This is a genomic window from Belliella calami (genome assembly GCF_022549695.1).
In the GTDB taxonomy this organism is placed as follows: Bacteria; Bacteroidota; Bacteroidia; order Cytophagales; family Cyclobacteriaceae; genus Belliella; species Belliella calami.
In genome coordinates this window covers 46,835-69,265 of record NZ_JAKZGS010000015.1, presented here as the reverse complement: position 1 = coordinate 69,265, position 22,431 = coordinate 46,835, and the positions used below count along the sequence as shown (strand labels likewise).

Genomic DNA, 22,431 nt, shown 5'->3' with positions numbered 1-22,431 from the left:
TTAGAAGTTGGAAGGTTGCAAAGTTGAAAGGTTGGCTGACGCACTAAAATATCCGCCTGCTATCTCTTTACTTTGTATTTCATACTTCTTTCAAAAGATTGGAAGATTACAAAATTGGCTGACGCAATAGAAGATTCATTTGATATCTCTTAGTTTGGAAGTTAGAAGGTTGGCTGACGCACTAAAAGACTTATTTGCTATTTCTTCTTACTTTGTACTTTTTACTTCATACTTGGTCCTAAAACTTTGTTCAAAAAAAAGCCAGATCGTTTAGATCTGGCTTTTTTTATCATTACTGTTTGTTACTTTTTTCATAGTATGCCATAGACTCCGGCATTTGTTTGTTCAATTCCTGAATCCTTTTGTCTGGCCCTGGGTGAGTAGACAAGAAATCAGGTGGTCTAGTTCCTTCTGCACCAGCATTCATTCTTTCCCAAAATGATGGCGCAACTCTTGGATCATAACCAGCTAATGCCATGAAGTTAAGTCCAAGTTGATCTGCTTCTAGTTCATGTCTTCTTGAGAATTTCAACATACCCAATTGACCTCCATAACCTATTGCTTGCAAAAATATTCCTTGTGTTAAGGTTGGATTTTGTCCCATCGCTACTTGTACACCTCCCAGCAAACCATTCAAAACCAAACCATTTGACATCCTCTCGCGAGCATGACTTGCAACAGCATGAGCAACTTCATGCCCCATCACAACTGCTACACCAGCCTCATCTTTACAAATCGGCATGATTCCAGTGTAAAAAGCAACTTTTCCACCTGGCATACACCATGCATTGACCTGCTCACTTTCTATAAGGTTAAATTCCCATTGGAAGCCCTCCAATTCCTTTTCATAACCTTTTTCACGCATATATTTTTCTACTGCTGATGCAATTCGCTTGCCTACTCTGGCTACCATCTGACCTTCAGCAGTATTGGTCACAAGCTTACTTGACTTTAATACTTCGTCATATTGATCATATGACATTGGTAGGATCTCTCCATTACTGACAAGGTTAAGTTGATTACGTCCACTAAAAGGAACTTTAGCGCAGGAATATGTAATGACTCCTATCAACAACAAAATCGATATTTTCTTTAACATAACAATATGAATATTTTTGCGAAAATGCCCAAAAAAGATGCCATTTCAAAAGACTGTTTATAATTTTTGATTAATTTGAAGATTATTATTCATAAACCCATTCAAAATGACTTCAGAGGCACGTAGCTATTTAAAAAAAATGACAAACCCGTTTATTTTTTGGTGGGCAATGTTATTCAAACTCCCTTCAGCGATATTTTGGAGATTGAAAATAAAAAAACTTGACAGTAATTCCTGTGAGGTAACGATTCCCTTTTTCTGGAGAAGCCAAAATCCATTCAAATCAATTTATTTTGCAGCTCTTGCTGGTGCGGCCGAATTAAGCACTGGTGCGCTTTGCCAGCTTTCTATGGCTGGGAAGGGTCGGTACAGTATGCTGGTAGTGGACTTCAAAGCTGAATTCCACAAAAAAGCGAACCAAAAAATCACATTTAAATGTGAACAAGGAATTGAATTAGAGACAATCATCGACAAGCTTCAACCTGGTGAAAGTGACAAACTCACTATGATTTCTACTGGGTACAATCCCCAAAGTGAGGTTGTCGCTAGATTTTTTGTTACTTGGTCATTCAAAAGAAAATGAGACTAAATTCTACCTTTTTCTTCCAGTTCTTCTGTCAAAAAAATCAATTAAACGCTGCTCAACCATTTTCCAATTCATATCTAAGAATTGGTGGTCTCTATTTTGAAGATTGAATTCAATTATCAAATCGTCCAAATCTTGATTGCTAAGGTTATATTCTGATTTCAAAGCTGTCATGACTGAATCCGATTGAATCAATTCGAGATAATCTTGCTGCCTGGCCAAAAAGGCTAATTTTCTTGCATATTGCCGCTTTTGTCTCTCGCTTTTCATAAAATAAGAGATTGGCCCATCGATAGTAATCGCTGGAGCGAGACCCGGATTGTCGGACATGCCAAGATAGACTTTCCCTGGCCCAGCTTTCCTATCCGTCAAGCCTCTCATGCCTGTAGGGCTGACACTTCCATCCATGGACATAGATATCCTATACTTCTCCCCATATACATCAAACCTTGGCAAAAGCCGAGCATTCAAATTGATCTCAATTATAATATGTGTATCCGTACCGACTTTTACACCATGTGGAATGTAATGTTCTTTGATGATAGATAAAGAATCACCTGAATTACCTTTTACGCGAAAGTACCCACGCGTATTTGTAATACTTTGATCACCATTGGCAAGATTGATTACCACCACATCTTCCAAATAGCCCTTATCAAAACCATCGATCACATTCCCAGTAATAGTCTGGGCAATTAAACTCTTGCAAAAAGCAATACAAAAGAGACAAATGAAGAATGTAGATTTCACGTTACGAATGTATCCTTCAAATTTGACCTTAAAAAATTAATGTTGTTAAAATTCTTTAAGTCCTTGAAATGTTATACATGAATTAATTTTTAAATTTGAGAATGGAGAACTTTAAGCTTACACGCATAGCACCTACTCCCAGCGGGTTTTTACATTTGGGAAATCTCTACTCCTTTTTACTTACCTATTCTCTGGCCAATAAATACAAATCGAAAATTCTATTGCGTATTGATGATTTGGATTCTGAAAGGATAAAGAAAAAGTACATCCAAGATATTTTTGACACATTGGATTTTCTTGAGATAAGTTTCGATTTGGGACCTAAAAACCTGAAAGATTTTGAGCACAATTTTTCGGCACACCACAGGTTGGAATTGTATAAAAAAAGCATTGATGAATTGATTGGAAAAAAATTAATATTTGCTTGTGAATGTAGTAGAAACAAAATTGCAAAAATGCATCCCAGAGGTTTCTACACTGGGCATTGCCAATCCCTAAATGTTCCCCATGACCGTCAAGATACCAGCTTTCGAATCATTACTCCTATTCAAAATGAAGTAACAATCAAAACTTTAACGGTAAGGGTTAGCCAAAAGATCCCAGGGATATTGCGTGATTTTGTCGTAAGGAAAAAAGATGGTACTCCCTCCTATCAACTCCAATCCGTTATCGATGACATTCATTTTGGAGTGGATTTTATTGTTCGTGGAAATGACCTTTTCGGTTCTTCATTTGCACAATCATTCTTAGCATCGCAACTTAGGGAAAACAATTTTTCAAACATTACTTTTCATCACCATGATTTGATAATGGGAAAGAAAAACAAGAAGCTGTCAAAATCAGCTGGCGATACTTCAATACAATTTTTGAGAAAAAGAGGAAAAAAGAAAGAAGACGTATTTATCCTTCTGGGAAAGATGCTCGGTTTAAAAGAAGAAATCAAATGTATTGAAGATTTTTCATCTGCCTCTTTCAAAAGCAATTTGGGGATTTAGAAGAGACTTTAAGGTAAAAAAAACAAGAAGTTATTCACTACAAAGTACAAAATGTGTATCCGCAACATTGCAAGTTGGCTTAGAAGAGGTTTTATATGTTGCGGATTATCGCCAACAGTCAACAGAACCACAAATCATTTTTCAGACATTCTAATGATTGGCTAAGTACAAAAAAGCGGGTACACATAAAGTATAAATAAAGATCACAATGTATAAAAAAATTGTATCAATTGTTTTCTGGACGTGACACCATTTATTTTTTGGATGTAATTTTTTAAATGTCAAAAATACACTAATTTTATGACGACTGAATTTATCAAACCCTAAATTATTTGAATAACGAAAATAACCAGATGAAAAACCTACAAAAATATTGCTTGATTTTGCTATTTGCAATGGCATTATACACACCGTCATTTTCCCAAGAAATGAAATTCGATAATCCCATAGCGGAGCAACGTGCAGATCCATGGGTTTATAAGAATGCTGATGGAACCTATTTTCTGATTGCTACAGTACCGGAATATGACAAAATTGTAATCAGAAAAGCCGACAGCATCAATGGATTGAAGGATGCCAATGAAAAAGCTGTCTGGCACAAACACGAAAAAGGTGTGATGGGACACCATATTTGGGCACCTGAGTTACATAAAATCGATGGGAAATGGTATATCTATTTTGCCGCAGGTGAAGCTGAAAACATTTGGAATATCAGAATGTGGGTATTGTCCAATAGCTCCGAAGATCCTATGGAAGGTACTTGGGTAGAAGAAGGACAAATCAAAACAGACATCGATTCTTTTTCTTTGGATGCCACAGTTTTTGAGCACAATGACAAAATGTATATGATCTGGGCACAAAATGTACGTGGTGGAGATCACGGTACAGCTTTGGTCATGTCAGAAATGAAAGATCCACTTACCTTAACTGGTCCTGAAATCGTATTGACAGAGCCGGAATACGACTGGGAAAGAGTAAAATACAATGTCAATGAAGGTCCAGCAGTAGTCAAAAGAGATGGAAGGATTTTCGTGACATACTCTGCAAGTGCTACCAATGAAAATTATTGCCTTGGATTGCTATGGATAGATGAAAGCAAAGACTTGATGGATCCCTCCAATTGGGTAAAATCGCCAGGACCTGTATTTTTCACAAATGAAGATCTTGAAAGATATGGACCAGGCCACAATTCCTTTACTGTAGCAGAAGACAATGAAACAGTCATCATGATCTATCACGCGAGGGATTACAAAGAAATCCAAGGCCATGAACTATCAGATCCAAATCGCGCCACAAGAGCCAGAGCCATCAAATGGACTTCGAGCGGATTCCCTGATTTCCGTCAAAAAGAAAGAGACTGATTTCGCTTAAAAAAATAGATTAATCAAAAAAGGTGAAAGATATCATTCTTTCACCTTTTTTCATATCCACATCATTCTAAACACTCGCAAACAAACTTCTTTTCACTCCTGAAGCTTCCAGCAGGAAATTGTGTAGTTCATAATTTTTCACAAAACCTGGCAAATTTTCACTTCTTGGACCAAATGCTGCTAATTCCACAAAATCTGCAGAATGATTAGTATGTGCCCAACTTATTGCATTGTGCTTTGAAAGAATTTTTCCAAAAACCTCCACAGGAAGATTATTGGTGTTGTATAGTCCATTTTCCCCAACTGTAAAGTTCTTCAACAAAAGACTCGCTTCCTCTTTTTCCAAAGTTACATTTTGGTAATGATTGACCATATCAATTACTTGCGAAGCGGAAGTTTCTTTTTTGATTTGACCCAATAAAAATTCATTTGAGCACTTTGAATCAAAAATGCTTTCGAACCTCACATTCTTTGGTCCTGGGTTGAACAATCCTGGGTTTGCATTGCCATGATCTGTGGTAATGATGACGAGAGTATTTTTGTCCTTCATCGCAAAATCCATCGCTACTCCTACTGCTTCGTCAAAATCAACTTGATCATAAAGCAAGGCTGAGGCATCATTACCGTGGGCTGCCCAGTCCACTTTACCTCCTTCTACTTGCATCACAAAACCATTCTGATTTTTGCTCAACAACTCAATCCCCTTTTTAGTCATTTCGGCCAGGCTTGGGATGGACTTTTTCAGTTCTTCATTGTTTTCCCTATCAATCGCATAAGGTAAGCCATCTTCCGAAAAAACTGCCAACACAGGTTTTGTGCCTGTCGCATTTAGCATTTCCGATTTATCCTTTACGACTTCGTAACCATTTCCTTCAAATTCTGAATACAAATCTCTCCCATCCGAGCGCTTGGAAGGATCAAAAAACTCACGCCCCCCTCCCATCATCACATCAAATTTCAGCTTGAGATAATCCACTGCTATTTGCGGCATGGAATTTCTGCTGTTTTGATTTACACAAAAAGAAGCTGGAGTAGCATGTGTAATCTGTACTGAAGTCACACAGCCAACTGCCTTTCCTTCTTCTTTGAATTTTTGTAGAATAGGTCTATATTCTTCACCGTTTGGACCGATATTCAGTGAACCATTATTTACCCTGTTGCCTCCACCCCATGCAGAACCCGCAGCTGCGGAATCTGTCACGAAGGAATTTGCAGAAGCTGTATCCATCAAGGATCTCCTTACAGTACCTGATTCATATAGAGAAATCCAGTTTGATGCTTTGCCTAATTTGTGACGCATCAATAGATCTGCCATATTCAAAGTCCCTGAACTCATACCGTCGGAAACCAAGAAAATAATATTTTTAGCTTTGTCAGCAGCATAGTGATTCGGTTTTGCAATGATTGGTCTTGAACCCAATACACTGAAACCTACTGTAGTTAGAAGTCCATTTTTAAAGAAATCCCGTCTTCTCATTGGTGAAATATTTGTAAAATGTGAATGATAAATACCGAAGGTAAAGCGAATCTTGTAGAATTTTGGAATTGAGCGATTAGGAAAATGTTAAGAATGATAATGTTGAAATGTTCTATGGGATAAAGACCAATGGATGTACTTTTTGTTGCATTCATTGGTCTTCTTTAATTTGGATGTTGTTAAAAATGACAGGAAGTAATTATTCAAAAGTGCTTTGATTTTTGCCTTCTTACCAAAACAAAAATCAGCCTGCAAATAAATTTTACAGGCTGTGCAAAATGGGTGAAACCATTTTCTATTAAATGAAAAAAGGAACCGCTGTATCTAAAATTTTGAAGTACTTTTTCTAATTGAAATTAAATTATTGTGTTCTTTTAGTTTTGAAACTTCTTGAAGCTAACACCAAGAGTTTCATCAAACCTTTCAGATCAATATTTAAATATAATTATTTTTATTTTATCTTATTTTAATTTATAAAAAAAAATACTAAAAAAATACGCAACAAATTGGATTGTAGCATTTTATATTTTTTTTAAAATTTCATGACTGAATGATTATTGATTTGTCATGGGTAAATATTGCGGTCATACATAAAAGCTTAAAACTTATTTCAAAAATACACCATTGATATAAGAAATTGCTTTCTTGATTTTGTCTTGATCTTCTTTATCATTCAGATTCAAACCACAGAAAGTACCATTATTAGTTGCGGCATGTAAGGATAGATAATAGATGGCAGCAACATTTATTGCAGAAACAGCCCTGAAATCGATGGGTAAATCTTTCAAAAATTCTCCAGACATTTCAAACAGACCTTCTCCTACCTTTTCCCTTTTTGATACAAATGATTTCATCAGATCATTCTCTTCGGAAATACTCCAAATCATCAGTTTTTGCAGCTGTTCATCCGACAAAATAGAATCGAATTGCTTATGCAAATAAAAATCAATAATCTGTTTGAAAGTAAAAGGACTATCAGGAATGATGGCTTGGCTCATTTGATCGACTTTGGTTGACCAGAAGTCCTTTTGTTTGAAATACTTCTCAAGTAAGCTCTCAAAAGAACCATATTTTCGATAAATGTAAGACTTATCTAAACCTGATTTTTTTGCTACTCTATTAATACCAAGTGACACATGTCCATTAGTTAGAAAAAGTTCTTCGATTGCCAAAAATAACTTCAATTCCTTTTCTCTATGATCCATAATTATAGCTTTGCTTTTTTTATTAATGAAATTCAAAATCGAATATCCTTTTTAAAGAATTTAGTAACGCAATTAATTTATTTCTTTTTAGTATGACACCACTTTTACCTACGATAAGCACTCTCATAGAGTTTGATCGAAATTTGATTAATCAATATTTATTTAAAAAAACACATAGATTAAAATATATTAATTATACTTTTGCTGTGTGGTGGCAATTTTATTTAAGTAACTAAAAGGCCATTTCAAGGAATACTTATATTTATCCAATTATTCAAAATATTCATCAGTTATGGGAGAGGTATCAGAAGAGGAAATAATAATGTTCCTTAAATCAAAAAGGGAAAGCTTGAAGCAAGAATTGGAAAAAGTTGAAGTAGCCTTAAATGCTATTACAGGTACCGATTTTTCTACAGCTAATTATAGCTTCACTCCAACTATAGATAAGGAAATACCCAATTCTTATTCGAGCAAACTGAAAATGGATAAGAAAATATTGTATGCATTGAATGAAATCAAATCAGGTGACAAGCAAGATATTCTGAATCATTTGCAAGTGCTTGAACCAAAAATTGAATTGAAAAAAATCGAAAAATCAATTTCGGTCCGGCTTTCTCATTTGAAAAACAATAATATCATCAAATCAGATAAAAACGGTAGAAGCTTGACATATTTCTTATAGAGATTTTTTTTTGCTTCAAGATCATTTGTGAGTCTTTAAAAATGATTTTATAGTTTAGTGATTGTTCAAACTTTCATGTTTATAAGATTCCGTCAAACTGAAATATGGCAATCAACTATGAAAAAGTTTGCTTCACTATTTTCCTGAAAAGTAAAAGTTTTGGAAACCCTTGACATAGGGCTGTCACAGAAGCTTCTTAGTTTTACCATCGAACAAAAAAAATAGAAATGGATAACATCACTTTAGAGCCTTTTATGGTAATCGGAATCTCTGTAAGAACCTCAAATGAAAATAGTCAAGCAGCTACAGATATGCCTGCGATTTGGGGGAAGTTTTTTGAGGAAAGCATCATGGCAAAAATCCCCAATAGAATCGAAGATTCGGTTTATTGTATTTACACTGATTACGAAAAAGATCATACTCGTCCTTACACAGCCATATTAGGCTGTAAAGTAAGTTCCTTGGAAAGTATTCCGGAAGGAATGGTAGGAAAAAAAATTGAAAGCAAAACCTATAAGAAGTTCACTGCAAAAGGTAACTTAGAGGATAATATCGTATATGAGGAATGGTTGAAAATTTGGAATTCAGATTTACCAAGGCGCTACACAGCTGATTTTGAAGTTTATGGAGAAAAATCCCAAAACCAAGAAGCAGCCGAAATTGACATATTTATAGCCGTAAAATAATCAAAATGGCTGAAGGGATTCTCAACTGCTATCTTAATAAACCATAACCAAACAAGAGTTGTTTGCTTGCATTGCGTAGCATTATCCTTGGACAAAACAAAGACATTTCCGAGACAATCAAGTACGGAATGCCTTGTTTTTACTATAAGAAAAAAATCTTCTGTTATCTGTGGATCGACAAAAAAATTGATGAACCATATATCTTGATGGTAGATGGAAATCTAATCAAGCATGAAGCTTTGGAAAAAGGAAGTAGAAAAAGAATGAAAATCTTTAGGGTAAATCCAAATTTGGATTTGCCCGTACAGACAATCGAAGAAATCCTCAAGGAAGGTTTGAGTCTCTACACTTCATTATGATTTCAATACCTCTTGCTAAATTCTGTCGGAGTGACACCAAGCCGGTTTTTGAACAACCTCGAAAAGTAAGATTGATCTTCATAACCAAGAAAACCGGTCAATTCCGCAACTGTCATCTTTGAAGCGGACAAAAGTCTTTGTGCCTCAAGCATCACCCTTTCTAAGATCAAATCTGTTGTGGTTTTCCCCAAAAGATTTTGAATTATTCTATTGAGATGCCTAGAGCTAATATTCATCCGTTCTGCGTAAAAAGCCGCTGATTTTTCAGATAAATAATTTTGATCAATGAGGGATTCCAACTTTCTCAACTGCTCAAGTTGAATCCCTGAATGATGTCCAGAAACACTGATTTTTGACTGATACACTCTGCTCAATGCAATGTAGAGCAAGTCTGTCAGACTACCGATCTTCTGATGTTTGAAAATTTTATCAGAATCATATTCATTTTTTATTGCTCTAAAAATCTGTACGACTTCCTCCATATTCTCCAAGTCAAGATAAATACTTGGATCGTTTTGGACGGAATAGAAAAACGGAAAATTATCAATTGATCTTTTGGAGTAATTCAGGTCAAAAAACAGCTTACTATGCAAAATCACATAGCCAGAAATATCATCTGACAAGTCCCAAAAGTGGGTTTGGCCAGGCTTGAGCAAAAATACAGAACCCGCAGTTACTTTGTATGAGTTGAAATCAATTTCATGAAAGCCACTCCCTTTGGTAAAAATGACAGTCAGGTAAAAATCATGCTTATGCGGTTTGCTGATATGATGATGGTGCAGATCGATGTGACTTCGAATGTCATTTGCATAAAATTCGCCATTCCGCTCCGCTGGAAACTGATCGATATTTAAGATTGGAAATACACTTTTCATATTTTAAAATTAACAGACATGTCTGAATCATCCTAATACTTGCTACTTTTCTTATAAGTATAAAAAAGATAATTATCGAAATTTGCAAGTGAAATAAGATTCAAAAGAGATGGAAAGCAAAGGTTATCAAAAAGCAAATCATTCTGACACTTTACCAAAAAGCATTGTCAAAGGAAATCTTTGGCAATCCATGGCTGCCTGTAAATGTCCAATTTGTACAAAAGGACAGATGTTCAAATCAAAGGCTACAGATCTCTCAAGATTCAATGAACTTAAGGAAGCATGCCCCAATTGTGGATTCAAGTTTATGCCCGAACCCGGGTTTTATCAAATCTCAATGTTTCTCACTTATGCTTTTGGTGTAGCATTGTTTGTGGTTTTTGGTCTCCTGACCTATTTTATTTTCAGTAATCCTCCGCTTTGGGTTTATTACTTGATGATATTCGTTCCTGCGGTAGTTACGGTACCATGGAGTTTGCGTTATTCCAAAGTGATCATGCTCTATATTTTTACTTGGAGAAAATGACATCCTGTTTATAGGTGTCAACTTAGTGGTATTGAAAAAGACCTTAATTGAGTCATATCTCACATCTCATCTCGCTTCTGGTTCATTCCATTTGATTTATAAAACCAAATATCTTGCAATGCCATTAAATGTTCTGTATCGAAATCCTTCTTTTTTCTTTTAAGGCTTTGAAATGAGATGGCGTAAGACCTGTGACTTTTTTGAATTGTGCAGATAAATGTGCTACGCTGCTATAATGTAGCTTATCAGCGATTTCTGACAATGTATCTTCGCCAAATATAATGAGCTCCTTGATTCTTTCTACTTTCAAAGCTATAATGTATTGTTCGATGGTGGTTGCTTCTATTTCTGAGAAAAAATTTGCCAAATATGGGTAGCTATTATTCAGTTCTTCACTGAGAAGTACAGAGAAATTTCTATGTGGCTTATCTTCTGAATTATAGACATAATCAATTATGACTTTCCTGATTTTTTCAATCAAGATTCCCTGTCTTTTTTCTAGCAGCTCCAGTCCTACTTTCTTGATTTTGTCATTCAGCTTCTTTTTATCTTCATCGGATACATCTTCTTTTGTATCGATTTCACCCAAGTCCACTTTCTCTACTTCAATATCCAATTCTTCCAAAGCTTCTTTCACTACAAGCTTGCAGCTTTCACAAGCCATATTTTTAACATAGATTTTCATATAGTTGATGATTTATAGGTGAAATAATCAATTCTTAAAACCAAAATCCTGCCATTTTTTCATGCATTATTGAGCATACAAGTATTTTGATCAAAGTAGATAGCTGCATCTGTTGATTAAAAAATCTGTTTTCAAAAAAAAGATCTTTTAATTACAATTTTCAAAGTCGTCAGCAACTTGAAAAAACAAAAAAATACAGCAAACAAAGTCTGCTGTATTTGTGAAACTAAAAGTATCAAAATTCATTCGATTCATGATCTCTTGCAGAGTCTACATTCTTTACAAAAACCATTGTTGAATCTAGGATATTTCAAATATTCCGAAACCTAAATATTAAGATTTCATTTTTTCACATTTTTCTTTACAAGCTTCAGCGTGAGACAAATGAGCTCTCAAACTTGGCAGTTTCTCAGTAGCCCAAGCTCTGATTTCTGGATCTTCAGAATCCTTGGATGCTTTTTCAAACTTATCTATAGCATCTTCATGATGATCTACCATCATTTTGCTATAAGATTTCCCAAATTCATTTCCTTTTTCATCCGCTAATTTATCATAAGCTTTTTGAGTATCTTCTGTAGCTGTGGTAGGGATAGAAACTGATTTGGACCGTGCTAGTGCCACCAATTCTTCATGTGCTTTGGAATGATCATTTTCCATCATCTTACCCAGTTCTTTTACATGCTCAGAATCACCATGCTGCTGCGCAAGTTGACCCAATTTGATTTCTTCCAATTGCATTTCTGCTGCATCCATCAAAAACTGCGTGTCACTATCATTGTCGATAACCACAATTGTTTTGTCATCATTGGTCAACTTTGCCATGTTTTCTTCCTGTGCGATATCCTTGGAATCTGAAGTTTTATTTTCAGTGCAAGAATATGCCAAGAATATCGGTCCTGCCAGACATAAGGTGTAGATCAGGATAGATTTTAAATTGATTATTGTTTTCATATAATAGTTGGTTTAGTTTTAATAAATATGCGAAAAGCTTGTCTCAAGCTCTTCGCATATTTGGTATTTAGATTCTACCAGTGAATTTCTTCACCTCGGTTTGTTTTCCAATTTTCTTCCAAAAACTTGGCGTCTTCTTCATTTTTTGGAGTTACAGAGATGACTACATTGCCATCCTCAATTCCAGATTCATATAATTTTGCTCTTGCTTCTGGGATACCAGAACCAACCAAGGCTCCAATAACACCACCAGCAAGACCACCTGCACCTGCACCTGCCAATCCCGCTGCTATAGGACCTGCGATTAATATACCAAGCCCAGGAATTGCAACACTAGTACCGATTGCAGCGACTACCCCAGCAATTGCTCCCAGTGTACCACCGATTGCAGAACCTTTGCCAGCATGCTCAGCAGCTTTGGTTCCTATTTCTGTTTCCTTGGAGGCATCATCATCAAAATGCTTCTTTCTGGTGTCATTTGACATGATCAAGTTGATTTCCTCTTGTGAATACCCCCTTTCATGAAGTGTATTGTAAGCTTTCTCAGTACTTTGTCTGTCACTGAACATACCTGTAAGTACTCTTTTTTCAGAAGTTTTATCTACTAATCCTTCGTTGTGGTTCTTTGAATTTTCCATTTTAAAATAATTTTTTGTGAAACAAATGTGTTTTTAGCATTGTCAATCAGCTGATTAGCTGCATTGACCTAAAAGAAAGTAAATGATTAGAAAGACTACAATAGTCCCTAAACATCCACCACCAAATTTTTTAGCTCCATAACCTGCTAATAGTACTTTGAATATTTTATTCATTTAAAATAAATTTTTGTAGCTCCGATATAAACAAAGGTGGTGATGAACAACAATATTTTCGTTATGTAATTATTATAAAAGATTACAAAATTATTATATTTATTTAAAACTATATCAATAGGAATCAATTTGATATTGGACTGATAAAAACCCAGTTTTATTTATTTACACGATCAAGGATGACTTGAAGCTTGATTTGGATAAAGCGAAAAATCCTGTCTTGCAAATCACACTAGCAAAGAATTTTTATATTAATAATAAATATTTATTGTTTATCAATAAATATTTATTGATCTTTGATGCATATAAAATGTCAAAACTATGGAATGGAAGAAAAAATGGGAAACCCAAACTGGACTAATGCTACTAACTATTGTGATTTGGTCTATTTTTATCGGACTTTGTATTAAAGTCGGAGCAATATTGTTTGCCTCAATATTGAGTATCTTTAACCCTGTTGTAGCACAGGATCTTTATCAAGGGTTGAATCTTTATGAATTGATGCAACAAAATCTATGGTATTACATCAGTGTCCTATCTTTGCTCGTAACAATCACGGCGTTGAAGGCCTATATTTTTTATATAATGATAAGAATTTTCTTGAAAATCGATTTGATGAACCCTTTCAGCAAGGAGATTTACAAATTAATTTCCAAAATCGGCGAAACAAGTATTCAGGTTGCCTTTTTGATATTTTTAACCAATGCCTATTTCAAATGGCTTTCTAAAAAAGGATTTGAGCTGCACGGATTGGGTGAGTTTTCTGGAGGATCCTTCGAATTCCTATTGCTGGGGGTTATTATATATGCGATTGCAAAAGTTTTTAAAAGAGGACTTGAAATCCAATCTGACAACGAACTAACTATTTGACCTATGCCAATTATTGTAAACTTGGACGTGATGATGGCCAAAAGAAAAATGTCATTGAATGAACTTTCGGAAAAGGTAGAAATCACACTTTCCAATCTTTCAATTCTCAAAACCGGAAAAGCAAAAGCAATTCGCTTCAACACCTTGGAAGCGATTTGTAAGGCTTTGGAATGTCAGCCTGGAGACATTTTAGAATTTGTAGAGGAATAATTTAATGATGGATTTTCTTAATACCATATTCAGGAAATGAGAAACTTTCGAATACTACAATATAAAATATGAGTATCCACAATGTTGTACGTTGGCTAAGAGGCGCTTTTTTTTATTACGGATTCTCGTCACCTGTCAACAGTCAAGAGAACCTTAAATCGTTCATCAAACCTTCTATGGTTTGACTTTAATCAAGAAAGCGGGTACATATAATACATAATTACCACTTATCACTTTTTTGACATTTAATTAAACTAAATCTAAAGAAATTGGCTTTTAAGGTTTGAAAGAAAAAAATCAAAAACCCCAACACTCCATCTACAAGATGAAAATTTTCAAGTATATTTTCTTTATAAATGTGATTTTGATTTTTTATGGATCACATTTTTCAATCTATGCCCAAAATCAGGCAAAAGAGTATAAAGTAACAGGCACTGTGATTGATTCTGAAACCAAAGAGCCAGTTCCATTTGTACAAGTCGCAGTGTTTTCTCCTAGAGCAGAAAGCCCGATTGCATATACAGATACAAATTTCGATGGGGCGTTTTCTTTGGATGTTCCATCAGGAACTTACAATCTTAGACTCTACCTGATTGGATACCAACAGTTTGAAAGAGAGAATTTAAATATTGACAGAAATTTAAATCTCGACAAAATTGAATTTGTGAACGAAGGAGAAAATCTGGAAGAAGTAACGGTACAGTCCAGCAAAATTCTAATGCGGACAAATGTGGAAGGCATCACTATCAACCCTGGACAAAATTTATCAAATATTGGAGGGACACTACTCGATATTCTTCGAAATACTCCTTCGGTAAGAGTTGGAGATGATGGTGGGATCTCACTTAGAGGAAGTACTGGAACCAATGTATTGATCAACGGAAGAAATTCTTCTTTGACGCAAAATCTAGATCAGATTCCTGCAAGTGCTATCGAACAAATAAGGATCATCAATAACCCAAATGCTAGATATGATGCAGAAGCTGAAGGTGGAATCATTGATATTATATTGAAAAAAGGAGATGATTTGGGAACTAATGGTGGTGTAGAATTCACCTATGGTACAAGAGGAAGAATGAATACTGGGGCAAGATTCAATCATAGAACAGTCAATTACAACGTCTATGCCGGTTACAATTTGAGAAGATGGAGAGATGTTGGGACTCGTAGGATCGAAAGGGAGATTTTTGGTGATGGAGAAAGGCTTAATCAAGAAACAGGAAATCGAAATGAAAACACTGGACATACCTTCAATTATGGCGCTGATTATTACTTTGGCAAAAACACCATAAGCTACGAAGGTGTATTCAGCACGAGTCTAGACAAGCAAATAAATACCCTCTATTCAAGGTTGGCCACAATTGATTCCGATGAATTGGTACTTGAATACGTCAGAAGAAACAATGAAAACGAAACTGACGATGGACTTGAAAATTCATTGATCTATGAAAGGTCATTTGACGACAAAGAGAGGTCATTTAAATTCATAGTGAGTAATTCCTACACTAATCAATTCAAAACCCAAAACATAGAAATATTCAGAAATGCCTCTAGTCCCAATCCAGAAAATCTCAATGGTCAAGAACGTGCATTTACAGATGAAAAAAGGTATAATACCATCATTCAGACAGATTATATCCATCCATTTCCCAACAAATTGAAATTAGAGATTGGTGCAAAATCCAACTTGAGAAATTTTGATAATGATTATGATTACTCGAGGTTTGAAGAAGGATTTCAGGATTTTGTAAATGATCCAAACATTAGCAATAGGTTCGACTACAAAGACAGAATCCATGCAGGATACTTTGTGCTGAGCAAATCAAGCGACAAAATCGATATTACAGCAGGATTGAGAGGAGAGTATACTACAGTTGATACGTACCTATATAATACCGAAGAGCGAAACACCCAAGAATACTTCAATTTGTTTCCGAGTCTACAGACATTGTACAAATTCAATGAAGCCCAACAAATAAAGTTTACTTACAGTAGAAGAATCGATAGACCTACTGCTTGGAGACTAAACCCTTTCCCTGACATCACCGATTCCCTCAATGTAAGAAGAGGTAATCCATTTCTGCAGCCAGAAATGATTCATTCTTTGGAATTGGGTCATATTATGGAGTTGAAAAAAGCAAGTTTGACAACCAATTTCTTCTACAGACAGGTAAGTGGTTTGTTGGATTTCATTACCGTGATAGAAGATGGAATATCCTATTCTCAGCCGGAGAATCTGAATACAGGTGAATCTTATGGAGTGGAATTGATCGGTTTGGTCGAGATTGCTCCTTGGTGGAATGTCAGTGGCAGTTTGACTGGCTTCAATATAAGTGTAGATGGCTCTAATTTGGGCGAAGAATTTGTCAATAGTGGTTTTGCTTGGAATACAAAAATCAATTCTGACTTCAAATTACCACTTGATATTAGTTTGCAATTTGTTTTCAATTATGATTCCCCAGAAATAGAAGCACAGGGAAGAGATCTTTCTCAGTATTTCTTAGATGCCAATATTCAAAAAAGCTTCTTCGATAATAAAGGGAGTCTTGCATTGAGCATTAGGGATATTTTTGACACGAGACGTTTCGCAGGAAATAGTTTGACCAACACCTTTTCCCAATCTTTTTATTCCAAAAGAGAAACCAGAATTGCTTTAATCAGTGCCAGATATAATTTTTAGGAAATGTGAAAAAATCGAAGAGTGAGAGTCAATCTCACTCTTCGATTACTCTTCAAAGGTAATTCCATCAGGGTCAGCACCGAGTTTTTCTAAAATTTCACTCACTCCTTCTACCATCTTTGGCGGTCCACAAACGTAAAATTTCTGGGAAAAATCATCCAGCTTTTCTTTGAGAAATTCCATATTTACTCTACCATGCGCATGACCATCAAGCTTTTCTCCATCAAGAATAGAGATAAAATTCTCTCCAAGTATTTCATGAAAATAGGACTCCATGATCACATCCTTTCCTGTTTTATTGGCAAAAATCAACTTATTATCACCAATTTCTCCTGAAGCCTTCAGATTCTTAATTATACTAATAAATGGAGTTATTCCTGCTCCTCCTGCTATAAAAACACCTTTCCCTTTAAACTCGATCGCACCCCATGAATCATCTATTATCAATTCATCACCTTCTACCAAATCCTCGATTTGTTTGGTGACTCCTTCATGATCTCTATAAGACTTGATGACAAATTCAAGATAATCATCATCAGGCAGAGAGGTAAATGTAAAAGGCCTTTTTTCATCTCTCCAGCCTTCCTTGTTGATTGCTACTTCTGTAGCTTGTCCAGGTTTAAATTTGTATTCCTGTGGCTTTTCTGTTTTAAACTTTTTAACATCATGCGTCAAAGAATATATTTCTGTGATTTTTACTGTATAGCTCATAAAATTAAATTTTTGATTTATGTACAATAATGAAAACCACAAAAACTATTCATTTTTACAAATTTCGTGATGAAACTCATCAAATTGTAAACAAGACTTTAATTTTGAAGTTATATTTTCGTTTTACTTAAAATCAAAAAACAATCAACCTATTATGAAAAAAATTGGACTATTATTTACCGCACTTACTTTAGTGTTCTTTTTCGTTGGAAATGAAAAAGCATTTGCACAAATGCAAGCTCCTGCACCTAGCCCCGCAGCATTTGTATCACAAAATGTAGGCTTCACCAAAATCAGCATAGACTACTCCTCTCCTGCCGTGAAGGGAAGAAAGATATTTGGTGAAATCGAAAAATTTGGAACAACTTGGAGGGCTGGCGCAAATGCAACAACAATGATAGAATTCAGTACTGCAGTAAGCGTGGGAGGAAAAAATCTAAGACCTGGTAAATATGCCATTTATATGACTCCTGCTGAATCTGGTGACTGGACTATTCATATCAACAGCAAAGGAAATTCTGTATTTGCCTATATGAAAGATGGCAAAATTGATGAAGAAACACTCGCTAAAGATGATTTGGTTTCTTTCAAAGCGTCAACTACCAAAGTTGATTCTCCACAGGAAAGATTGATATACACCATCTCAGCTGAAAACAACAAAATTGCAAAAATCACCATGTCATGGGAAAATTTTCAAGTTTCTTTCATGGTGGACACACAAGTAGATCAGAAAATAGATGGCTTCAAAGGGGCTTTCTAAAGAATTGGAACATAATCAAAAGCCTGCCCATATTTTGATCTGGGCAGGCTTTTTTGTGATTAGGAAACAGAATACAGACTTTTATGATTATCCGCAATGACAACCGTAGAGGTTTATCTCACTTATAATTATTCGAAAAATCGCCAACAGTCTACGGTCAACCGATCACAAGACCGCAAGCCGTCGTAAGTATATGAGTATCCAGATATCCTAATACCCCTTCTTGTCCTACGTGCAAGATTGCAGATCATCATATAAATTAATGCTTCCAATCATATTGATCAATAGATTCTAAACAGGCATTTAGCAACAAAACACTGTTTGCGATGTCTTCTTTATGAGCCATTTCTATCACTTGATGCAAGTGTCTTGTCGGAATGGAAATCGCGCCTGCAATAGCTCCTTGTTTCCCCATTCTTTGAACACCTGCTGTGTCTGTTCCACCAGCAGTCAGTATTTCTGGTTGCCATTTGATCTGATGCTTCTCAGCTGTTTTTTTCATAAAATCAACCATCCTATAATCGCAGATGGTCATTGCATCCATGATTTTGATGGCTGTACCTTTTCCCAATTCCGTAACTTTTTCGTGAGCTTGTGCTCCGGGAACATCAAATGCGATCGTGGTATCCAATGCGATCCCAAAATCAGGATTAATGCTATGTGCCGCTACATTTGCTCCACGAATTCCCACCTCCTCTTGCACCGTGAATGTAGCATAAAGGTCATAAGCTGGATCTTCTATTGTTTTCAACGTTTCGATCAATATATAAACGGCAACACGATTGTCTATAGATTTACAATTGACACAATCTCCCATTTCGATCAATTCTCGATCTCTGGTGATTGGATCTCCTATTGATACATATTTATTCACTTCCTCTTTACTCATACCCAAATCAATGAAGAAATCAGTAGTCTTCGGAAGCTTTGTTTTTTCTTCTGGAGACATTACGTGGATTGGCTTCGAGCCCATTACGCCAACCAAATCTTTGCTTCCATGAATGATCACTCGCTGTGCTGTAAGTGTCTTGGGGTCGAACCCTCCAAGTGTATGGAATCTCACAAATCCATTGTCATCAATATGAGTTACTATAAATCCAATCTCATCCATATGAGCAGCAACCATGATTTTTTTCGAGTTGGGATTTTTTTTAGATTTTTTAACAGCGATAACATTCCCCATATTGTCCAAAATCACCTCATCCACCAATGGAGTAACAACTTCTACTATCAAATCCCTCACTCTTTTCTCAAAGCCTGGTGCTCCAGCTATTTCACAGATTTGTTTTAATAAGGTCACATCAACATTCATATTCTTTATATTTTAATTTTTACACTTAATTCTACAAAATGGGGCAAAATTCTACAATTAATCAAACAAATTATCTAAATAAAAAGTAAAATTTCACATAAAACTGGTACGGAATTTTCTTTTGTTGTCGCAAATGACAAAACAGTGATGTTAATTAGTCACCACTATTAATATTCAACTGTGAAAAGACAACAAAAGATTTATTTATGCAATTGATTCTTGTGCTTATTGGCGCTTTCGTAGTATTTATTTTGAGTACACTTACCGGTGGCGGGGCAAGCTTATTATTAATGCCTTTGGTGGCTGTTGTAGTTGGTGTAAAAGCAGTGGCCCCAGTGATGGCTATCAGTATTGGAATGAGTAGTACTTCAAAGGTGGCGCTCTTTTGGAAAGACATAGACTGGAAGCTTTTCGCTTGGCTTTTCCCATCCACTATAATAGGCTCTGTTCTTGGAGCCATGTTGTTTGCAAGCATGTCTAGCGACTACCTTCAGATTTTGATTGGGTTGCTTTTGGTATCTACCGTTTTCCAATTTAAGAAAAAGAAACAACCAAGATTCAAAATAAAAGCTTGGCATTTTGCACCTATGGGGCTTGTAGTAGCATTTCTTTCAGGACTTATTGGCGGTGTGGGACCTTTGATGAATTCAGCTTACCTCAATTATGGGATCAGTAAAGAGTCGCTTTTGGGAACAAGGGCTGCCAATGCAATCTTACTACACACTACCAAAATTATCAGTTATGCATACTACGGATATGTAACGGGAGAAGTACTCAAATTCGGAGTACTTATCGGAGTTACCTCTATGGTTGCTGTCTATTTCGGAAAATTGATTTTGGCCAAAATTTCAGACAATTTCTTCAGACAAATTGTTGTTGCAAGTATGGTTCTCAGTGGCATTTTGATGCTATGGAAAAACTGGGATGTCGTGGAGAGGGTATTCCAAACTTACCAATCTTAAGTATAAAATTAAAATAAAATAAATTATATGAAATTATCAATTTCGAAAAACGTACACTTAGTCGAACCGGGAGATTTTGAACCTACGGATCATTGGTATCCTAGGGTTTTGAATTCTAACATCCACCCATTGGTTTCCTACTTTTTGAATCTTACCCACGAGCAGATGGTGGAGCGCTATCACAGGCTTCATCCACAAAGTGATCCAGAGACGATCAAAAAAATCATGAGCTATCAGCCTCAATATTTCAGATGGGCTGGAACAGATCTAATGCATGTCACAAATCACGAGGGGAACAGGAAATTAACTGTAATTGAAACCAACAGCTGCCCTTCTGGTCAAAAATCCATGCCGTTATTGGACCTGAACGTAGAGCAAGGTGGCTATAAGCGACTGATTGAAAAGACCTTTAAACCAATGGTAGATGCATATCCTGAGAAAGGATCCCTTGCTGTAATCTATGACAAAAACCCAATGGAAAATATCGGTTATGCCGCAACAGTAGCAGATGTTTTTGGAGAGGATGTATTCTTGGCAAAGTTTGACAAAGATGATCAAGATCCGCCAGTGAAATTTGACGAAGGTAAAATGTATGTCCGAAACGAAGTGGAAAAATGGGTTGAAATAAGGGCTGCATTCAGATATGTCACGCAGGAACCTTGGACAAGAATCCCTGGAAATCCTAAGACCCTTCTTTTGAACCCTATTGAAGCGTGCTTGGCGGGTGGCAGAAACAAGGAAGTCGCCAGTGCGGCTTATGATCGATTCAATGAAGAATTCAAAGATAAAGGTATTAGTATATTTACCCCAGATACCTATAGAAAAGTCAAATATTCTGAATTGGATCACCACTTCGACCTATTGGGGGGAAGTATGGTGATCAAAGTTCCAGATTCCAATGCAGGTCAAGGAGTATATACCGTCGTGAACAAAAATGAACTGGAGCATGCCAAATCTGAAATTGATCCCAATGATGATTACTTAGTACAGCAATTGATTCATAGTAATTATAGCAAAGGTCTTGATCCCAATAAATCTTGGTATCATGTTGGTACTATTCCAGACAGTAAAGGAAGAAGTTTTGCATTTGACCTAAGACTGATGATGCATGCGACTGAAGAAGGAATGCGACCGCTGGCTGTTTATTCAAGAAAATCAAGATTCCCATTGAATAAAGAGTTGCCTGAAGATATGAATTCATGGGAAGTATATGGAACGAATCTTTCTGTCAAGGGAGAAGATGGCTGGTCTTACGCCGATGAGAGACTGATGTTGTTCGATGTCAGAAATTTCGGTCAGCTCGGACTTGGCGTCGATGAACTGATCAAAGGGTTTGTGCAAAGTACCATGGCCGTATATGCCATTGATCAAAATGCAATACAAACATTTGGTCAAAGAGAATCTATAAGTAATTTTACATCCTCAATCCAAAAATCATGAGTAATAAAATATTAATTGTCGAAGATGATGTTGTCTTTTGTAAACTTCTCACCCGTTTCTTATCCAAAAACAATTTCCAAGTCATGGATGCTCAGAATGGTCGTGATGCATTAGAATTGATGGAATTGAATGATTTTGGATTTGCTATTCTTGATTACAGGCTTCCTGACATGAATGGTATAGATATTTTGGAAAAATTAAAATCCAAAAACCAAGAATCAAAAATAGTCTTGATTACCAGATATGGAGATGAGGATATCGCAACGAAAGCCATCGACAAAGGTGCTGATGCATTTGTATCCAAACCAATCAATCCAGATGATCTTCTAAGTGTCATCAATGGATTGAGATAAATGGAGATATCTTTGAGAGCTTCAAACAACTATCAAAAAAAAAAAGAGAAGCTGAATTTGCTTCTCTTTTTTTAA

24 protein-coding genes are annotated in these 22,431 nt (G+C 35.9%); 14 read left to right on the top strand and 10 right to left on the bottom strand.

What is annotated here, in order from left to right:
- Positions 1 to 292 precede the first annotated feature (292 nt).
- Complete coding sequence (locus MM236_RS15500; RefSeq protein ID WP_241275904.1) at positions 293 to 1,099, bottom strand: M48 family metallopeptidase; 807 nt, start codon at positions 1,097 to 1,099, stop codon at positions 293 to 295.
- Positions 1,100 to 1,205: 106 nt separating this feature from the next.
- Here MM236_RS15500 and MM236_RS15495 point away from each other — a divergent pair, with 106 nt between their 5' ends.
- Positions 1,206 to 1,682 carry a DUF4442 domain-containing protein gene (locus tag MM236_RS15495; RefSeq protein WP_241275903.1) on the top strand — a complete coding sequence of 159 codons (477 nt, stop codon included), beginning with the start codon at positions 1,206 to 1,208 and terminating at the stop codon, positions 1,680 to 1,682.
- Between the two features lie 9 nt (positions 1,683 to 1,691).
- On the opposite strand, the gene MM236_RS15490 is transcribed toward MM236_RS15495, so the two are convergent.
- Entirely contained in the window at positions 1,692 to 2,435 is a 744-nt protein-coding gene (locus tag MM236_RS15490; protein WP_241275902.1) for a hypothetical protein, read from the bottom strand.
- 101 nt (positions 2,436 to 2,536) lie between these two features.
- On the opposite strand from MM236_RS15490, the gene MM236_RS15485 reads away from it, so the two are divergent.
- Complete coding sequence (locus MM236_RS15485; RefSeq protein WP_241275901.1) at positions 2,537 to 3,430, top strand: glutamate--tRNA ligase family protein; 894 nt, start codon at positions 2,537 to 2,539, stop codon at positions 3,428 to 3,430.
- Between the two features lie 353 nt (positions 3,431 to 3,783).
- Entirely contained in the window at positions 3,784 to 4,791 is a 1,008-nt protein-coding gene (locus tag MM236_RS15480; RefSeq protein WP_241275900.1) for a glycoside hydrolase family 43 protein, read from the top strand.
- Between the two features lie 76 nt (positions 4,792 to 4,867).
- On the opposite strand, the gene MM236_RS15475 is transcribed toward MM236_RS15480, so the two are convergent.
- Together MM236_RS15475 and MM236_RS15470 are read right to left on the bottom strand one after the other, a co-directional pair.
- A complete protein-coding gene (locus tag MM236_RS15475; RefSeq protein ID WP_241275899.1) occupies positions 4,868 to 6,277 on the bottom strand; it encodes an alkaline phosphatase in 1,410 nt (469 codons plus the stop codon).
- 605 nt (positions 6,278 to 6,882) lie between these two features.
- Entirely contained in the window at positions 6,883 to 7,482 is a 600-nt protein-coding gene (locus tag MM236_RS15470) for a TetR/AcrR family transcriptional regulator (protein WP_241275898.1), read from the bottom strand.
- A 292-nt stretch (positions 7,483 to 7,774) separates the two neighbouring features.
- On the opposite strand from MM236_RS15470, the gene MM236_RS15465 reads away from it, so the two are divergent.
- The 3 genes from MM236_RS15465 to MM236_RS15455 all read left to right on the top strand — a co-directional run bounded on the left by MM236_RS15465 (position 7,775) and on the right by MM236_RS15455 (position 9,209).
- Positions 7,775 to 8,164 carry a hypothetical protein gene (locus tag MM236_RS15465; RefSeq protein ID WP_241275897.1) on the top strand — a complete coding sequence of 130 codons (390 nt, stop codon included), beginning with the start codon at positions 7,775 to 7,777 and terminating at the stop codon, positions 8,162 to 8,164.
- Positions 8,165 to 8,391: 227 nt separating this feature from the next.
- Entirely contained in the window at positions 8,392 to 8,850 is a 459-nt protein-coding gene (locus tag MM236_RS15460) for a GyrI-like domain-containing protein (RefSeq protein WP_241275896.1), read from the top strand.
- Between the two features lie 62 nt (positions 8,851 to 8,912).
- Positions 8,913 to 9,209: a DUF1801 domain-containing protein gene (locus tag MM236_RS15455; RefSeq protein WP_241275895.1), complete on the top strand. Its 297-nt coding sequence runs from the start codon at positions 8,913 to 8,915 to the stop codon at positions 9,207 to 9,209.
- A gap of 2 nt (positions 9,210 to 9,211) precedes the next feature.
- Here MM236_RS15455 and MM236_RS15450 read toward each other — a convergent pair whose 3' ends face one another.
- Positions 9,212 to 10,084: a helix-turn-helix transcriptional regulator gene (locus MM236_RS15450; RefSeq protein ID WP_241275894.1), complete on the bottom strand. Its 873-nt coding sequence runs from the start codon at positions 10,082 to 10,084 to the stop codon at positions 9,212 to 9,214.
- Between the two features lie 109 nt (positions 10,085 to 10,193).
- Here MM236_RS15450 and MM236_RS15445 point away from each other — a divergent pair, with 109 nt between their 5' ends.
- Positions 10,194 to 10,610 carry a DUF983 domain-containing protein gene (locus tag MM236_RS15445; RefSeq protein WP_241275893.1) on the top strand — a complete coding sequence of 139 codons (417 nt, stop codon included), beginning with the start codon at positions 10,194 to 10,196 and terminating at the stop codon, positions 10,608 to 10,610.
- 124 nt (positions 10,611 to 10,734) lie between these two features.
- Here MM236_RS15445 and MM236_RS15440 read toward each other — a convergent pair whose 3' ends face one another.
- The 3 genes from MM236_RS15440 to MM236_RS15430 all read right to left on the bottom strand — a co-directional run bounded on the left by MM236_RS15440 (position 10,735) and on the right by MM236_RS15430 (position 12,884).
- Positions 10,735 to 11,295: a helix-turn-helix domain-containing protein gene (locus tag MM236_RS15440; RefSeq protein ID WP_241275892.1), complete on the bottom strand. Its 561-nt coding sequence runs from the start codon at positions 11,293 to 11,295 to the stop codon at positions 10,735 to 10,737.
- A 333-nt stretch (positions 11,296 to 11,628) separates the two neighbouring features.
- Positions 11,629 to 12,246, bottom strand: coding sequence for a DUF4142 domain-containing protein (locus MM236_RS15435; protein ID WP_241275891.1), 618 nt, complete (start codon positions 12,244 to 12,246; stop codon positions 11,629 to 11,631).
- Between the two features lie 74 nt (positions 12,247 to 12,320).
- Positions 12,321 to 12,884 carry a hypothetical protein gene (locus MM236_RS15430; RefSeq protein ID WP_241275890.1) on the bottom strand — a complete coding sequence of 188 codons (564 nt, stop codon included), beginning with the start codon at positions 12,882 to 12,884 and terminating at the stop codon, positions 12,321 to 12,323.
- 495 nt (positions 12,885 to 13,379) lie between these two features.
- Here MM236_RS15430 and MM236_RS15425 point away from each other — a divergent pair, with 495 nt between their 5' ends.
- The 3 genes from MM236_RS15425 (at position 13,380) to MM236_RS15415 (ending at position 16,818) form a co-directional block, all read left to right on the top strand.
- Complete coding sequence (locus MM236_RS15425) at positions 13,380 to 13,928, top strand: DUF2975 domain-containing protein (protein ID WP_241275889.1); 549 nt, start codon at positions 13,380 to 13,382, stop codon at positions 13,926 to 13,928.
- Positions 13,929 to 13,931: 3 nt separating this feature from the next.
- Positions 13,932 to 14,138 carry a helix-turn-helix domain-containing protein gene (locus MM236_RS15420; RefSeq protein ID WP_241275888.1) on the top strand — a complete coding sequence of 69 codons (207 nt, stop codon included), beginning with the start codon at positions 13,932 to 13,934 and terminating at the stop codon, positions 14,136 to 14,138.
- A 325-nt stretch (positions 14,139 to 14,463) separates the two neighbouring features.
- Positions 14,464 to 16,818 (top strand): TonB-dependent receptor, encoded by a 2,355-nt coding sequence (locus MM236_RS15415; protein WP_241275887.1) that lies wholly within the window; start codon positions 14,464 to 14,466, stop codon positions 16,816 to 16,818.
- 45 nt (positions 16,819 to 16,863) lie between these two features.
- Here MM236_RS15415 and MM236_RS15410 read toward each other — a convergent pair whose 3' ends face one another.
- Complete coding sequence (locus MM236_RS15410; protein ID WP_241275886.1) at positions 16,864 to 17,529, bottom strand: FAD-binding oxidoreductase; 666 nt, start codon at positions 17,527 to 17,529, stop codon at positions 16,864 to 16,866.
- Positions 17,530 to 17,683: 154 nt separating this feature from the next.
- Here MM236_RS15410 and MM236_RS15405 point away from each other — a divergent pair, with 154 nt between their 5' ends.
- Positions 17,684 to 18,289 (top strand): DUF2911 domain-containing protein, encoded by a 606-nt coding sequence (locus MM236_RS15405; protein ID WP_241275885.1) that lies wholly within the window; start codon positions 17,684 to 17,686, stop codon positions 18,287 to 18,289.
- 259 nt (positions 18,290 to 18,548) lie between these two features.
- Here the strand turns inward: MM236_RS15405 and MM236_RS15400 are convergent, their stop codons facing one another.
- The gene (locus MM236_RS15400; protein ID WP_241275884.1) at positions 18,549 to 19,601 is read right to left on the bottom strand and encodes a M42 family metallopeptidase; all 1,053 of its coding nucleotides are present in this window, start codon (positions 19,599 to 19,601) and stop codon (positions 18,549 to 18,551) included.
- A gap of 206 nt (positions 19,602 to 19,807) precedes the next feature.
- Between MM236_RS15400 and MM236_RS15395 the strand changes: the two genes are divergently transcribed.
- Genes MM236_RS15395 through MM236_RS15385 form a run of 3 tightly spaced genes read left to right on the top strand, consistent with a single transcriptional unit; the run spans position 19,808 to position 22,356 of the window.
- Entirely contained in the window at positions 19,808 to 20,563 is a 756-nt protein-coding gene (locus MM236_RS15395; protein ID WP_241275883.1) for a sulfite exporter TauE/SafE family protein, read from the top strand.
- Positions 20,564 to 20,590: 27 nt separating this feature from the next.
- Entirely contained in the window at positions 20,591 to 22,003 is a 1,413-nt protein-coding gene (locus tag MM236_RS15390; RefSeq protein ID WP_241275882.1) for an ATP-grasp domain-containing protein, read from the top strand.
- Complete coding sequence (locus tag MM236_RS15385; protein ID WP_241275881.1) at positions 22,000 to 22,356, top strand: response regulator; 357 nt, start codon at positions 22,000 to 22,002, stop codon at positions 22,354 to 22,356. Before MM236_RS15390 ends, MM236_RS15385 begins: the two co-directional genes overlap by 4 nt.
- Positions 22,357 to 22,431 lie beyond the last annotated feature (75 nt).

What these genes read in the sequence shown, in the direction of transcription:
- MM236_RS15435 (WP_241275891.1), bottom strand. Translation starts at nt 12,246, where the DNA reads ATGAAAACAATAATCAATTTAAAATCTATCCTGATCTACACCTTATGT.
- MM236_RS15405 (WP_241275885.1), top strand. Translation starts at nt 17,684, where the DNA reads ATGAAAAAAATTGGACTATTATTTACCGCACTTACTTTAGTGTTCTTT.
- MM236_RS15475 (WP_241275899.1), bottom strand. Translation starts at nt 6,277, where the DNA reads ATGAGAAGACGGGATTTCTTTAAAAATGGACTTCTAACTACAGTAGGT.
- MM236_RS15410 (WP_241275886.1), bottom strand. Translation starts at nt 17,529, where the DNA reads ATGAGCTATACAGTAAAAATCACAGAAATATATTCTTTGACGCATGAT.
- MM236_RS15400 (WP_241275884.1), bottom strand. Translation starts at nt 19,601, where the DNA reads ATGAATGTTGATGTGACCTTATTAAAACAAATCTGTGAAATAGCTGGA.
- MM236_RS15395 (WP_241275883.1), top strand. Translation starts at nt 19,808, where the DNA reads ATGCAATTGATTCTTGTGCTTATTGGCGCTTTCGTAGTATTTATTTTG.
- MM236_RS15445 (WP_241275893.1), top strand. Translation starts at nt 10,194, where the DNA reads ATGGAAAGCAAAGGTTATCAAAAAGCAAATCATTCTGACACTTTACCA.
- MM236_RS15495 (WP_241275903.1), top strand. Translation starts at nt 1,206, where the DNA reads ATGACTTCAGAGGCACGTAGCTATTTAAAAAAAATGACAAACCCGTTT.
- MM236_RS15500 (WP_241275904.1), bottom strand. Translation starts at nt 1,099, where the DNA reads ATGTTAAAGAAAATATCGATTTTGTTGTTGATAGGAGTCATTACATAT.
- MM236_RS15390 (WP_241275882.1), top strand. Translation starts at nt 20,591, where the DNA reads ATGAAATTATCAATTTCGAAAAACGTACACTTAGTCGAACCGGGAGAT.
- MM236_RS15420 (WP_241275888.1), top strand. Translation starts at nt 13,932, where the DNA reads ATGCCAATTATTGTAAACTTGGACGTGATGATGGCCAAAAGAAAAATG.
- MM236_RS15465 (WP_241275897.1), top strand. Translation starts at nt 7,775, where the DNA reads ATGGGAGAGGTATCAGAAGAGGAAATAATAATGTTCCTTAAATCAAAA.
- MM236_RS15425 (WP_241275889.1), top strand. Translation starts at nt 13,380, where the DNA reads ATGGAATGGAAGAAAAAATGGGAAACCCAAACTGGACTAATGCTACTA.
- MM236_RS15385 (WP_241275881.1), top strand. Translation starts at nt 22,000, where the DNA reads ATGAGTAATAAAATATTAATTGTCGAAGATGATGTTGTCTTTTGTAAA.
- MM236_RS15480 (WP_241275900.1), top strand. Translation starts at nt 3,784, where the DNA reads ATGAAAAACCTACAAAAATATTGCTTGATTTTGCTATTTGCAATGGCA.
- MM236_RS15450 (WP_241275894.1), bottom strand. Translation starts at nt 10,084, where the DNA reads ATGAAAAGTGTATTTCCAATCTTAAATATCGATCAGTTTCCAGCGGAG.
- MM236_RS15415 (WP_241275887.1), top strand. Translation starts at nt 14,464, where the DNA reads ATGAAAATTTTCAAGTATATTTTCTTTATAAATGTGATTTTGATTTTT.
- MM236_RS15440 (WP_241275892.1), bottom strand. Translation starts at nt 11,295, where the DNA reads ATGAAAATCTATGTTAAAAATATGGCTTGTGAAAGCTGCAAGCTTGTA.
- MM236_RS15470 (WP_241275898.1), bottom strand. Translation starts at nt 7,482, where the DNA reads ATGGATCATAGAGAAAAGGAATTGAAGTTATTTTTGGCAATCGAAGAA.
- MM236_RS15485 (WP_241275901.1), top strand. Translation starts at nt 2,537, where the DNA reads ATGGAGAACTTTAAGCTTACACGCATAGCACCTACTCCCAGCGGGTTT.
- MM236_RS15460 (WP_241275896.1), top strand. Translation starts at nt 8,392, where the DNA reads ATGGATAACATCACTTTAGAGCCTTTTATGGTAATCGGAATCTCTGTA.
- MM236_RS15430 (WP_241275890.1), bottom strand. Translation starts at nt 12,884, where the DNA reads ATGGAAAATTCAAAGAACCACAACGAAGGATTAGTAGATAAAACTTCT.